At 67.9% G+C, this 12,792-nt stretch carries 11 protein-coding genes and 1 riboswitch; of the genes, 7 read left to right on the top strand and 4 right to left on the bottom strand.

Annotated elements, in window-relative coordinates; genetic code table 11:
• The first annotated feature begins 152 nt into the window (after positions 1-152).
• Together ACWDTD_RS05795 and ACWDTD_RS05790 are read left to right on the top strand one after the other, a co-directional pair.
• A complete protein-coding gene (locus ACWDTD_RS05795) occupies positions 153-3,443 on the top strand; it encodes an error-prone DNA polymerase (protein WP_449746118.1) in 3,291 nt (1,096 codons plus the stop codon).
• A 52-nt stretch (positions 3,444-3,495) separates the two neighbouring features.
• Entirely contained in the window at positions 3,496-3,723 is a 228-nt protein-coding gene (locus tag ACWDTD_RS05790; protein WP_449746117.1) for a DUF167 domain-containing protein, read from the top strand.
• 63 nt (positions 3,724-3,786) lie between these two features.
• Here the strand turns inward: ACWDTD_RS05790 and ACWDTD_RS05785 are convergent, their stop codons facing one another.
• Entirely contained in the window at positions 3,787-4,251 is a 465-nt protein-coding gene (locus tag ACWDTD_RS05785) for a tRNA (cytidine(34)-2'-O)-methyltransferase (protein WP_449746116.1), read from the bottom strand.
• An 87-nt stretch (positions 4,252-4,338) separates the two neighbouring features.
• Here ACWDTD_RS05785 and ACWDTD_RS05780 point away from each other — a divergent pair, with 87 nt between their 5' ends.
• Positions 4,339-4,482 (top strand): hypothetical protein, encoded by a 144-nt coding sequence (locus ACWDTD_RS05780; RefSeq protein ID WP_449746115.1) that lies wholly within the window; start codon positions 4,339-4,341, stop codon positions 4,480-4,482.
• Here the strand turns inward: ACWDTD_RS05780 and ACWDTD_RS05775 are convergent.
• Entirely contained in the window at positions 4,465-5,421 is a 957-nt protein-coding gene (locus ACWDTD_RS05775; protein WP_449746114.1) for a serine/threonine dehydratase, read from the bottom strand. The genes ACWDTD_RS05780 and ACWDTD_RS05775 overlap by 18 nt on opposite strands.
• An 81-nt stretch (positions 5,422-5,502) precedes the next feature.
• On the opposite strand from ACWDTD_RS05775, the gene ACWDTD_RS05770 reads away from it, so the two are divergent.
• The 3 genes from ACWDTD_RS05770 (at position 5,503) to ACWDTD_RS05760 (ending at position 8,309) form a co-directional block, all read left to right on the top strand.
• Positions 5,503-6,378: a bifunctional methylenetetrahydrofolate dehydrogenase/methenyltetrahydrofolate cyclohydrolase gene (locus ACWDTD_RS05770; protein WP_449746113.1), complete on the top strand. Its 876-nt coding sequence runs from the start codon at positions 5,503-5,505 to the stop codon at positions 6,376-6,378.
• Positions 6,375-6,698 carry a DUF3017 domain-containing protein gene (locus ACWDTD_RS05765; protein WP_449746112.1) on the top strand — a complete coding sequence of 108 codons (324 nt, stop codon included), beginning with the start codon at positions 6,375-6,377 and terminating at the stop codon, positions 6,696-6,698. The genes ACWDTD_RS05770 and ACWDTD_RS05765 overlap by 4 nt, the downstream gene beginning before the upstream one ends.
• Positions 6,699-6,869: 171 nt before the next feature.
• Positions 6,870-8,309 carry a hypothetical protein gene (locus tag ACWDTD_RS05760; RefSeq protein ID WP_449746111.1) on the top strand — a complete coding sequence of 480 codons (1,440 nt, stop codon included), beginning with the start codon at positions 6,870-6,872 and terminating at the stop codon, positions 8,307-8,309.
• Between the two features lie 18 nt (positions 8,310-8,327).
• Here ACWDTD_RS05760 and metX read toward each other — a convergent pair whose 3' ends face one another.
• The gene (gene metX / locus ACWDTD_RS05755) at positions 8,328-9,476 is read right to left on the bottom strand and encodes a homoserine O-acetyltransferase MetX (protein ID WP_449746110.1); all 1,149 of its coding nucleotides are present in this window, start codon (positions 9,474-9,476) and stop codon (positions 8,328-8,330) included.
• 28 nt (positions 9,477-9,504) lie between these two features.
• Positions 9,505-10,848 (bottom strand): bifunctional o-acetylhomoserine/o-acetylserine sulfhydrylase, encoded by a 1,344-nt coding sequence (locus tag ACWDTD_RS05750; protein WP_449746109.1) that lies wholly within the window; start codon positions 10,846-10,848, stop codon positions 9,505-9,507.
• Positions 10,849-10,909: 61 nt separating this feature from the next.
• A riboswitch (SAM riboswitch) is annotated at positions 10,910-11,032 on the bottom strand.
• 231 nt (positions 11,033-11,263) lie between these two features.
• Between ACWDTD_RS05750 and ACWDTD_RS05745 the strand changes: the two genes are divergently transcribed.
• Positions 11,264-12,792 (top strand): cutinase family protein (locus tag ACWDTD_RS05745; RefSeq protein ID WP_449746108.1); only part of this gene is annotated, 1,529 nt, incomplete at its 3' end.

Genomic DNA, 12,792 nt, shown 5'->3' with positions numbered 1-12,792 from the left:
CCGCACTGCTTCTTACTGGTCGGTAAGAACGCATCCCACCCTGACACTTACACCGACAGATGGCAAGGTTCCCGAGGGCCGGGGAACCGTGGAGCTGTTCACAACGAGGCGACGCGATCGACTTCATCGAACAGGTGTTCTATCATTGTCGGGTGGGCTGGAACCAGGGTCCGCCGACCTGGCGGGAGATGGAGCGGGTGCTGTCGGGGCGGGCGCCGGGAGGTGCGCGGCCCGGTGAGTTCTTCGGCCCGGAGAGCGGGGGGCGCAGCGATCTGTCGCCGCCCGGCGACGGCGGCGACAGCCCCGCCTGGTCGCGGAAGCGGGGCGCCTACACCGCGCCCGAGATCGATCGGGTGCGCTCGTCGCTGCCCTACGCCGAACTGCACGCACACAGTTCCTACAGCTTTCTCGACGGCGCCTCGATGCCGGAGGAGATGGTCGAGGAGGCGGTGCGACTGGATCTGTCCGCGCTCTCGATCACCGATCACGACGGCTTCTACGGGGTGGTCCGATTTGCCGAGGCGGCAAGGGAATTCGGCATGCCGACGGTGTTCGGCGCCGAACTCTCGCTGGAACCCGATGTCGCCCGCACAGGGGTCAACGATCCGGCGGGCGAGCATCTGCTGGTCCTCGCGCGCAGCGGTGAGGGCTACCGGCGCCTGTCGCGGGTCATCGCAGATGCCCACATGACCGGCGGCGAGAAAGGGTTGCTGCGGTACGACATCGACCGGCTCGCCGGCGAGGCCGGGCACTGGGTGGTGCTGACCGGATGTCGCAAGGGTGCGGTGCGTCGGGCCCTGGACCGGGCCGGGACCGGTGCGGCCGAGATCGCACTACGCGGGCTGGTCGACCGCTTCGGCCGTGATGGCGTGGTGGTGGAACTGACGGCGTCGGGACTACCCGACGACGATGAACGCAATGCCGCGCTGGCCGAACTGGCCGGGCGTTTCCGGTTGCCCACGGTGGCCACCACCGGTGCGCATTTCGCCGCGCCGCGCCGCCGGCGGCTGGCCATGGCGATGGCCGCCGTGCGGGCCCGCACCGACGTCGACACCATTGCCGGCTGGATGCCGGGTGTCGGCGGCGCGCATCTGCGCAGCGGTGACGAGATGGCGCGGCTGATGCCCGCCCATCGCGATGCCATCGTCGCCGCGTCGGAGTTGGCGGCCGAGTGCGCCTTCGAACTCGGGCTGATCGCGCCGCAACTCCCGCCGTTCGACGTGCCCGACGGGCACACCGAGATCAGCTGGCTGCGCCACCTCACCATGACCCGCGCCCAGCGTCGCTACGGCACACCCACCCAACACCCGGCCGCCTACCGGCAGATCGAACACGAACTCGCCGTCATCACCACCCTCGATTTCCCCGGCTATTTCCTGGTGGTCGCCGACATCGTCGACTTCTGCAAACGCAACGACATCCTGTGTCAGGGTCGGGGCAGCGCGGCCAACTCGGCGGTGTGTTACGCGCTCGGGATCACCAACGTCGACCCGGTGGCCAACGCATTGCTGTTCGAACGATTCCTCTCACCCGAACGCGATGGGCCGCCCGACATCGACGTCGACATCGAGTCCGATCGCCGGGAGGAGGCCATCCAGTACGTCTACCGCCGCTACGGGCGTGATTACAGCGCACAGGTGGCCAACGTGATCACCTACCGCGGCCGGTCGTCGGTGCGCGACATGGCGCGTGCGCTCGGCTATGCGACCGGTCAGCAGGACGCGTGGAGCAAGATGCCCGACACCGCACCGGACGACGTGCTCGAACTCGCCGCCGAGATCGAGGGGATGCCCAGGCATCTCGGCATCCATTCGGGCGGCATGGTGATCTGCGACCGACCCATCGCCGACGTCTGTCCCACCGAATGGGCTCGGATGGACAACCGCAGCGTGCTGCAGTGGGACAAGGACGACTGCGCGGCGATCGGGCTGGTGAAGTTCGATCTGCTGGGGCTGGGCATGCTCTCGGCGCTGCACTACGCGATCGACCTGGTGGCCGAACACAAGGGCCTCCACGTCGATCTCGCGCGTCTGGACCTCACCGAGGAAGCCGTGTACGAGATGTTGTGCCGCGCCGATTCGGTGGGGGTGTTCCAGGTGGAGTCGCGTGCCCAGATGGCCACGCTGCCGCGGCTGAAACCGCGGTGTTTCTACGATCTCGTTGTCGAGGTGGCGCTGATCCGTCCCGGCCCGATCCAGGGCGGGTCGGTGCATCCCTACATCCGGCGTCGCAACGGCGACGAGAAACCCGACGTGGAGCATCCGTCGATGCACAAGGCGCTGGCTCGCACTCTCGGGGTGCCGCTGTTCCAGGAGCAGCTCATGCAACTCGCGGTCGACGTCGCCGGGTTCGATGCCGCCGGGGCCGATCAGTTGCGCCGGGCGATGGGCTCCAAACGCTCGCCCGAGCGTATGCAGCAGTTGCGCCGCCGCTTCTATGAGGGGATGGAGCGCGAGCACGGTATCACCGGGGAGGTGGCCGACAGCATCTACGAGAAGATGGCCGCCTTCGCCAATTTCGGTTTCCCGGAGAGTCATTCGCAGAGTTTCGCCTCGCTGGTGTTCTATTCGTCGTGGTTCAAGCTGCATCATCCGGCCGCGTTCTGCGCGGCGCTGCTCCGGGCGCAGCCGATGGGCTTCTATTCGCCTCAGTCCCTGGTTGCCGACGCGCGCAGGCACGGTGTGCGGGTGCATCGACCGCACATCAATGCCTCGCTCGCCGAGGCGACGCTGGAGGCCGGGGGACTCGAGGTGCGGCTCGGTCTGGCCGCGGTGCGCGGGGTGGGGGAGGAGGTGGCGGCGCGCATCGTCGAACGCCGTGTGGCCGACGGTCCGTACGAGAGCATCGTCGAACTGTCGCGGCGCGCCGATCTCGAGTTGCGACAGCTGGAGGGGCTGGCCGGTGCCGGGGCCTTCGAGTGTTTCGGGATGAGCCGGCGGCAGGCTCTATGGGCGGCCGGGGCGGCGGCCACGGCCAGTGCCGATCACCTCGACCTGCGCGGATCGGCGCAGACGCCCACCCTGCCCGGATTGTCCGACGTGGAACTCGCGGCCACCGACGCCTGGGCGACGGGCATCACCCCCACGAACTATCCGACGCAGTTCCTCCGGCCGCGGTTGGCCGCCATGGGTGTGTTGCCCGCCGAGGCGCTATTGTCTGTGCCGGATGGGTCCCGCGTCATCGTCGGCGGGGCGGTCACGCATCGGCAACGTCCCGCGACGGCGTCGGGCGTGACGTTCATCAATCTCGAGGACGAAACCGGCATGGTGAACGTGGTGTGTTCGGTGGGGCTGTGGTCGCGGTATCGCGACCTGGCACATTCGGCCTCGGCACTGCTGGTCCGCGGTAAGGTGCAAAACGCCGAGGGTGCGGTGACGGTGGTTGCAGATCGTTTGCAGCGCATGGATCTTCGAGTCGGAACCCGTTCGCGGGACTGGCACTGAACCGAGTTGAACCGACGCGCGGTCTATCCGCGCGCTGAGCGAGAGACGAGAGATGGCACAACAGGTGATCGTCACGGCCAAGCCGAGCAGCCGAAAGGGGCCGCTGGTGGAGACCGGACCCGACGGTTCGATCACCATCTACGTGCGTGAACCCGCGACCGAGGGCAAGGCGAACAAGGCGATCGCCGAACTGCTGGCCAAGCATCTCGGTGTTCCCAAGAGCAAGGTGGCACTCGTCGGCGGCGCCACCGCGCGCACCAAGCGCTTCCGCGTCGGCTGAGTCGAGCGTGCCCAGATCCGCGTCGAGCGTGCCCACATCTCGGTTGAGCGTGCCCGGTTTCGACTAGACGGCTCCGTCGAATCCGTTCTGTCGCCATGCCTCATAGACGACGATGCTCGCGGCGTTCGCCAGATTGTGTGAGCGGCGCCCGGCGAGCATGGGTATACGGATCTGGTCGGTGACCCGGTCATCGTCGAGGACCTCGTCGGGCAGTCCGGTGGGTTCAGGTCCGAACAGTAGGACATCACCCGGCTGGTAATCGACGTCGGTATAGAAGCGTTCGGCATGCGCGGTGAACGCGAACACCCGACGCGGGGCCAGTGCGTCGAAGGCCCGATCGAGGTCGGGATGAACTGTGACAGTGGCCATTTCGTGGTAATCGAGGCCTGCACGCCTCACTTGGGCGTCCGACATGGAGAACCCGAGCGGCTCGACGAGGTGGAGTTCGCAGCCGGTGTTGGCGGCCAACCGGATCGCATTGCCGGTGTTGGGCGGAATGCAGGGCTGATAGAACATCATTCGGAACAAGTGAATTCCTCGGGCCTCGTGTCGTGGAACTGCGCCGAAGCGCACTCGGTCTCGCAGCGCACGTCGCGTCGTCGTCTCATATCGAGGGTGGCACAGAGAAGATTCGCCGATATGGGCACGGTCGACTCGGATGTGGGCACGCTCGACTCGGATGTGGGCACGGTCGACTCGGATGTGGGCACGCTCGACGGGATTATGGGCACGCTCGACCCGTCAGAGCCCGTCGAGTGACGTGTTGGCGCCGCACAGCACCACACACAGCGTGGAGTCGGCGGCGGGTCGCGCCGCTCCGGTGGTGACCGCGGCCACCGCGGTGGCGGTGCCGTGCTCCACCACGATGCGCCATCGATGCCACAGCATCCGGCGGGCGGCGATGATGTCGTCGTCGGACACCACCACACTCTCGACGTCGCGGCCCGCGATGGTGGCCCAGCAGATGTCGCCGACGCGGGTGGCGCCCAGCGAATCGGCGGCAACGCTTTCCGGCCGCACCGAAACCGGGTGGCCCGCGGCCACGGCACCATGCAGGCACGACGCACCCTCCGGTTCGGCACCGATCAGCCGGTCGCCGGGGCGCATCTCGGCCGCGAGTCCGCCGAGCAATCCGCCGCCGCCCACGCACACGACGGTGGTCAGCGGCCCGTCGACCTCCTCGCGGAGCTCGGCGCCGATCGTGCCGGCGCCGGCGACCACGTCGGGCAGATCGTAGGCGTGCAGCAGCAGCGCGCCGGTCTCCTCGGCCCGCGCCGCGGCGTGATCGGCGGCGTCCTGATAGATCTGTCCCACCAGATGGACGTCGGCCCCCAACGCCCGCAGCGCCGCCACCTTCACCGATGGGGCCGTCTCGGGCACCACGACGGTGCAGTGGGTGCGGGCGATACGCGCCGCCCATGCGGCACCGATCGCGGCGTTGCCGCCGGAGGCCACCATTACACCCGTGTCGCCCAAGATCCCCTGCTCGCGCGCGTGAAGTACCGCATTGACGCTTCCGCGCGGCTTGAAGCAGCCGCCGAGCTGCGTGAACTCGAGTTTGAACACCACGTCCACCGGGCCGGAAGGCGTGTCGATTCCGGTGCGCAGGATCGGCGTGCGACGCAGATGGCCGTCGATTCTCGCCCGCGCGGCCGTGACGTCCCCGGGCGAGATCGCGGAGACTGCCTGACCCGACATGGACGCACTGTATCCCGCGGCGGGGTTGCGGTCGGATCGGCCACCTCCCGGATGGAACCCTCAGAATGGAACAATAGACGGGTGAGTGCGATACGACTCGATGGCAAGCTGACCCGCGACGAGATCTTCGCCGACCTCCGCGAGCGGGTCGACGCACTACGTATGGCTGGTGTGATGCCCGGCCTGGGCACCATCCTGGTCGGCGACGATCCGGGTTCACACTCGTATGTGAAGGGCAAGCACTCCGATTGCGCCAAGATCGGCATCGCGTCGATCCGCAAAGATCTGCCCGCCGACGCCACCACCGCAGACCTCAACGCCGCGATCGACGAACTCAACGCCGACCCGGGCTGCACGGGCTACATCGTGCAACTCCCGCTGCCGCGGCACCTCGACGAGAACGCCGCCCTCGAGCGCATCGATCCTGCCAAGGACGCCGACGGCCTGCATCCGATCAACCTGGGCCGCCTTGTGCTGGGCAAGGAGTCGACGCTCCCGTGTACGCCGCGCGGGGTGATCCACCTGCTGCGCCGCTACGACATCCCGCTCGCGGGGGCGCGCGTCACGGTGGTGGGCCGTGGGGTCACCATCGGCCGGCCCATCGGCCTGCTCCTCACCCGCCGCAGCGAGAACGCCACGGTCACCCTGTGCCACACCGGAACCCGGGACCTCGCCGCCGAGGTGTCGCGCGCCGACATCGTGATCGCCGCCGCCGGCGTACCGCATCTCGTCACCGCCGACATGGTCAAGCCCGGTGCGGCTGTGATCGACGTGGGTGTCAGCCGTACCGCCGACGGTCTGGTCGGCGACGTGGCGCCCGACGTGTGGGACGTCGCCGGGTACGTCTCGCCGAATCCGGGCGGGGTCGGCCCGTTGACCCGCGCATTCTTGCTGGTGAACGTGATCGAACGCGCCGAGGCGCAGCTGGCGGAATCGGCTCAGGGTGCGGCCCGGTGAGTGCCGCCACCGACGCCCGCGTGGCGCAGTTGCGCCGGGCACGGCGTGTGCGCCGGTACCTCGTGCAGATCCCCTACCTGCTGGTCATGCTGGGCGTGGTGGTCGCCGCGGCGCTGGTGCTGTTCGACCGATGGCGTCGCGGCGCCTTCGTCTTCGGTTCCGCACTCGTTCTCGGGTCGTTGCTGCGGGCCCTGCTGCCCACGTCCCGGGTAGGGTTGCTGCAGGTCCGGGGACGGGCTTTCGACGTCTTCTGCTTGGCGTCGGTCGGCGGGGTGATGCTCTGGCTGGCCACGTCGATCGACCCGTTGGGCACAGATTGATTACGGTGGCCAACGACTTGTGACCCGGCCCGGCCGGGTCCGAGGCGCCACCACACAGCACACAACCAGCACATACACGAGGACGGCAGGGGACCCATCACTTCGACGTTCGAGACCGGAGACCACACCACCGACGAGATGACGTCGTTGGGTGTGTCCGCAGGTCAGGGGATGATTCATTACGTCCTGCTGACCCGGGACGCCGCTGGTCGCAACGTGGTCGACTCCCGGGTCATCGAGGTGGACCGCAGCGACGGGCTCGACGAGGTCGGGCGCGTCAACGCTGGTATCGACCTCGTGCTCGACGCGGCGCGTGAACGTGGACACAGCGTGGGGCCCATCGGGGTGGCCGCGCGGGAGGGAATGCGCCACCGCACGTCGCGGTGGGGAGGGTCGGGCACGCGGCGCCAGGTGCAGTTGGTCTCCGAGGAGGCGGCCGTTGTCGCCTATCTGACCGGCACCGGTCAGATCGACCGTTACCGCACCGTCGTGGTGGCCGATTGCGGCGACACGGGCATGAGCCTGTACACCGTGCGGACATCGGACAGCGCGATCTCGGGGTTCGAGCGAACCGATGTGCTCGGCGGTCGTCTACTCGACGACGCCATCGCCGACCATCTCGCCGATGCGCGACCGGACGTCGGGCAACGGCTGACCGCGCGGTCCGACCGCACCGCGCTGTTGCGTGCGGCGCGGATGTCCAAGGAGGAGGCCGGGGGTGTAGCCCCGCTCGAATCCGTTGCGCGGGTGACTGATTCGGATACCGACGGTCGGCTCTTCATCACCCCCGCCGACGTGGAGTCAGCGGCGCGCCCACTCATCGAACGGGCACGCGAAGTGCTCGGACGCTACTTGTCGGAGCACCCCGCCGAGGCCGTCGTACTCGTCGGTGGCCTCGCCAATCTGGACGTGCTGCGCGACATGGTGCCGGCCGATGAGCCGTCAGCCGCCGACATCGTCGCGCCGTCGGATCCGGAATTGGTCGCCGCGACCGGCGCGGCGATGCTTGCCCGCCAGGGTGCGCAGGCGCCGTCGCGTCTGGCGTTCCTCGGCGGCAATCGTCGCCGCCGGTGGCTCTCGCCGGTTCCGATCGCGGTTGCGGCGGCGATCGTGGCCGCGGTGGTGATGGCTGCCTACGCGATGGACAGTGCCCTCACCGGACAGAGCAGACCGGTGCTGCCGGCCAGTACCTCGGTGGCGGCGACGACGGATGTCACCACCACCGAGGCGGTCACCTCCCGGGGTACTGCCGAGGCGCCGAGTCCGATTCCGCAGACCACCGAGACCCCGTGGCTGCAGCGCGACGAGGCCGGTCCCCGATGGGCGACCACCGAGCTGCCGCCCACCACCTCGGTGGCAACGCGGACATTGTCGGCGACGTCGCGGCCGGTGGTCCCCGAAACCTCGACGCCGCCGCCCACCACCACGCGCCCGACATTGCCACTGCCACCGGGCATTTCGATACCGCCCGATCTGCTGCCGCCGAATCTTCGGCCGTCGCGACCCTCCACGCCGCCGTCGACCTCTCCCACGCCGCGGCAGCCACCGCGCGACGACGCCCCGTCGACCACGACGACAACGCCGATGGCCGGACTGCTGCCACCGCCGTGATGGGCCGCTGCGGCCGCGCTATCGCCGCGCCAGCGCCACCGTACGTTTGAGTAGGTCGCTGATCGCGTCGAACTCGGTGAGGAATCCGTCGTGACCGTTGTCGGAATGCACCACCTGCAGGCCACCGATGCAGTTGCCGAGCTCCTCGGCGAGCTCCACCTGTAACCGCAACGGGTACAGGCGATCCGAGTCGATACCGCCGACGATCACCGGTACCCGGCAACCATTGAGGGCGGCCTTGACGCCGCCGCGTCCGCGTCCGACGTCGTGGTGGTTGAGTACCTCCGACAGCACGACGTAGCTGCCGGGATCAAAACGTTCGACGAGCTTGTCCGCCTGGTGCTCGAGGTAGCTCTGCACCGCGTAGCGGCCACCGCGCAACGGCTTCTCGTCGCCCTGGGGGTTGTTGGCGAAACGCTCGTCGAGTTCGGCCTCGCTCCGATAGGTGAGGTGGGCGATGCGTCGTGCCACACCCATGCCGGCGGTCGGCGTGTGCCCGGTGCCGTGGTAATCGCCGCCCTGCCACTGGGAATCGGAGGTGATCGCGGCGATCTGGGTGGTCTGGGTGCCGATCTGGTCGGCGGTCGCGCGGGCACCGACGGCCAGCACGAGTGCGCTGCGCACCCGCTCGGGGTATTCGATGATCCACTCGAGTGCGCGCGCACCGCCCATCGAACCGCCGAGCACCGCCCCGACCTCACGTATGCCGAGGCGATCCATCAGGGCCACCTCCGCCCGCACCTGGTCGAGGACGGTGATCTGCGGGAAACGTGAACCCCACGGTCTCCCTTGGGAATCCAGCGACGCCGGCCCCGTCGACCCGCGACATCCGCCGAGCACGTTCGCGGAGATCACACACCACTCGTCGGTGTCGATCGCACGTCCGGGTCCGACGAGTCCGTCCCACCAGCCCGGGGTGGGATGGTCGTCGTCGGCCGGACCGGTGACGTGCGAGTCGCCGGTGAGCGCGTGTAGCGCGAGGATCACGTTGTCCCGCGCGGGCGACAACCGTCCCCAACGCTGGAATGCGAGCGTCACGTTGTCGATGCGCGCACCACTGTCGAGTGGCATCGACCCGAGACGTGCGCTGAGCATCTGCCCGTCCGGGACGTTCTCCCAGTCGGGCTGCTCGGCGGTATCCGTCTGCGGGTCGATGCTCACCGACACGAGTTACCTCGCTCCTGTCCTGATCGTGTTATTGCGCTGCGCGGAAGCCGCGGTCGAGGTCGGCGAGGATGTCGTCGATACCTTCGACGCCGACGGCCAACCGCACCAGGCCGGGGGTCACACCGGCCGCCAGTTGCTCCTCGGGGGTGAGCTGGCTGTGCGTGGTCGATGCGGGGTGGATCACCAGCGACCGCACGTCCCCGATGTTGGCGACATGGCTGTGCAGCGTCAGCGCCTCGACGAAGCGCTTACCGGCGTCGACGCCGCCGACGATCTCGAATCCGATCACCGCGCCCTGCCCCTTGGGGGCCAGCTTCTGGCCGCGCTCGTACCACCGCGACGACGGCAGGCCCGCATACGCGACGGATTCCACCTGGGCGTGGTCGTTCAGGTACTCAGCCACCCGTTGTGCGTTGGCCACGTGACGCTCGACGCGAAGACTCAAGGTCTCGAGTCCCTGGGCGAGCAGGAACGCGTTGAACGGGGAGATCGCCGCGCCCGTGTCGCGCAGCAGTTGCACGCGGGCCTTCAACGCGTACGCGGGTGCGCCGAGATCGGCGAACACCGCACCGTGATAGCTCGGGTCGGGCGTGGTGAACCCCGGGAACAGATCCTTCCCGTCACGTTGCACGCGCCAGTCGAAGGTGCCGCCGTCGACGATCACGCCGCCGATCGCGGTGCCGTGTCCGCCGATGTACTTGGTGGCCGAGTGCACGACGATGTCGGCGCCGTGGGCCAGCGGATTGAGCAGGTACGGCGTGGCGACGGTGTTGTCGACGATGAGCGGAACGCCGTTGCGGTGCGCCACCTCGGAGATGCCCTCGATGTCGAGGATCTCGTTGTCGGGGTTGGAGATCGACTCACCGTAGAACGCCCGGGTGTTGTCGCGGACGGCGGCCTGCCACGAGTCGAGGTCCTCCGGGTCGTCGACGAAGCTCACCTCGACGCCCAGCTTGGGCAGCGTGTAGTGGAACAGGTTGTAGGTGCCGCCGTAGAGGCGGGGGCTGGAGACGACGTGTCCGCCGTTCTCGACGATGTTGAGGATCGCGTAGGTCTCCGCCGCCTGGCCCGACGCCACCAGCAGGGCCGCGACGCCACCTTCGAGTGCGGCCAGGCGCTGCTCCACGACGTCCTGCGTCGGGTTCATGATGCGCGTGTAGATGTTGCCCGGCTCGGCGAGCGCAAAGAGGTTCGCGGCGTGTGCGGTGTCGTTGAAGGTGTACGACGTGGTCTGGTAGATCGGCAGTGCCCGCGCATTGGTGGTGGCATCGGAGCTCTGGCCGGCGTGGATCTGCTTGGTCTCGAAACTCCAGGAAGCCGTCGGGTCCTGTTCGGCGATGTTCTCGTTGCCACTGTTGGCTACGTCAGACATGGGTATAGATCACTTTCTGCGGTCGGCAGGGCACGGTGACCCTGTTGGGGTCCGACCTTCGGACCCGCGCTTGCCGGGGAGGCCTGTGCGGCCGTCCCACAACCCGGTCATCACCCGGAGCACCCCACCGCGGTTGGAGGGTTGCCGATCAGCAAGCCGGGGCTTCACGCTGATGCTCATGACCTGGCGTCAAGGATATAACACGGACGCAACATGGTGAGAACCCTCTGACGCAGCCTGGTTTCACCGGTGGACATCGGGCAGGTGAGAGCGGTGCGACTGCGCGCGTGATGTCGTCCGATCGGGCCAATCGCGGCGGATTCAGGCGTTATCTGCGGTATTGAATCATCGCGTCGACATGGCGGATCTAGAATGGATTCGATGCCTGTGGGCAGTTGAGGGTGAGGAAGCGATGATGAGCGCCGTGGGTCTCCGTAAGACATTCACCGTGATGGCCTTGATCGGGACCGCGGCCATCATGGCCGTGCTTCTGGCGCTCGGTCAGACCTTCGGTGCGGGGGTGGCCCGGGCCGAGGATTCCGCGGATTGCGGCAACGGTGCGCTGGTGTTGGTCGGCGGCACGTGGGACCCGAATGCGGGGTTGCTCGAGGGTGTCGTGAATCAGCGTGACCCCGACGACTTCACCAAGAAGAAGTACGACGGTTACAAGGTCGAGCCAGTTAAATACCCGGCGACGATCTGGCCACTGGGCGCATTCGGCTTCGACAACAGCCAGGCGCAGGGTGAGCAGGCCACCTTGTCGACGGTGTCGAGCTACCAGTCGCGCTGCCCGGGATCCCCCGTCGTCATCGTCGGCTACTCACAGGGCGCGGGGATCGCCGGCGACGCGCTCACCATCATCGGCACCGACACGACCGGTACATACGACAAGAGCACGGTGTCGGGCCTGCTCTACTCCGATCCGCGACAAGCCGGAACCCTCTACGGCGAGGGGATCGAACTCGTGCTCGTCGGTGTCATCCCGGGACTGACGATGGCCGGAGCGCGCGCCGACGACGACTTCGGCGGACTGCCGGTCACCACAGTGTGTTTTTCCGGTGACCCGATCTGCGATCTCCCCGACCCGCTGCACGATCCCATCGGCGCTCTCGACGGGCTCGCGGGTTATTGGGTGAAGCACGGCCTGTACCCGCTGTACATGTATCTGCCGCCGGTCAACGGCTGGCTGTGGGATGCATGGGGCAAGAAGCGCCTCCAGTGTTCCACCGCAGATGGAACGTCGACCAGCACGTGCGTGCTGGTGGTGCCGTCGTCGGCGGCGATCCTGACGCAGGAGTTCGTCGACAAGATCGGCCTCAACTGGACCGTCCCGGACCTCCTGAAGTACCGGCTGGTGTTGCCGGATATCTTCGGCATCCAGCTCAGCACCTTCCAACCGCCGATCCGGTTCGCGATGGGCTGGTTGCCGCAGCTGCCGCAACTCGGCTACGGCGGCTATCTGCCCGATCTGTACGCCTTCCAGAACACGGTGGTCGGCCTGTTCACCTGGAATCCCGAGTTGTGGGGTGAGGGAGTCGCCGCGCTCAAGGCCAGCGGGAAGAGCATCGTGCTGATGCCGGTGAACAAGCTGTCGTATTGGGCGTCGGTGATCGCGGGGTTGCCCCCGGTGGCACCGGGACCGGCATACCGCCCGTCGCTGGTGGCCACGGTGAACTGGTTGCAGTCGATCCTGCCGCATACGACGCTCCCGGACACGAGCCCCGGCACCCAGGCGAGCACCCAGATGGCCGTCGACGAGAACGCGGGTGTCACGTCCACCGACGCACCGCATCCGGCCGAGAAGGTCGAGAAGTCTGTGACCCAAGAGCAGCAGCCGTCGTCGGATGGTGGGCAGCAGCAGGGCGGCGAGCAGCAACAAGGCGGCGAGCAGCAACAAGGCGGCGAGCAGCAACAAGGCGGCGAGCAGCAGCAAGGCGGCGAGCG

This window comes from Gordonia sp. NPDC003425, assembly GCF_053588635.1.
Note: the sequence above shows the minus strand (reverse complement) of the source record. Positions and strands in the feature narration are given on the sequence as shown.

Coding starts and splice junctions, on each gene's coding strand:
- ACWDTD_RS05790 (WP_449746117.1), top strand. CDS start 3,496: ATGGCACAACAGGTGATCGTCACGGCCAAGCCGAGCAGCCGAAAGGGG.
- ACWDTD_RS05775 (WP_449746114.1), bottom strand. CDS start 5,421: ATGTCGGGTCAGGCAGTCTCCGCGATCTCGCCCGGGGACGTCACGGCC.
- ACWDTD_RS05760 (WP_449746111.1), top strand. CDS start 6,870: ATGATTCATTACGTCCTGCTGACCCGGGACGCCGCTGGTCGCAACGTG.
- ACWDTD_RS05750 (WP_449746109.1), bottom strand. CDS start 10,848: ATGTCTGACGTAGCCAACAGTGGCAACGAGAACATCGCCGAACAGGAC.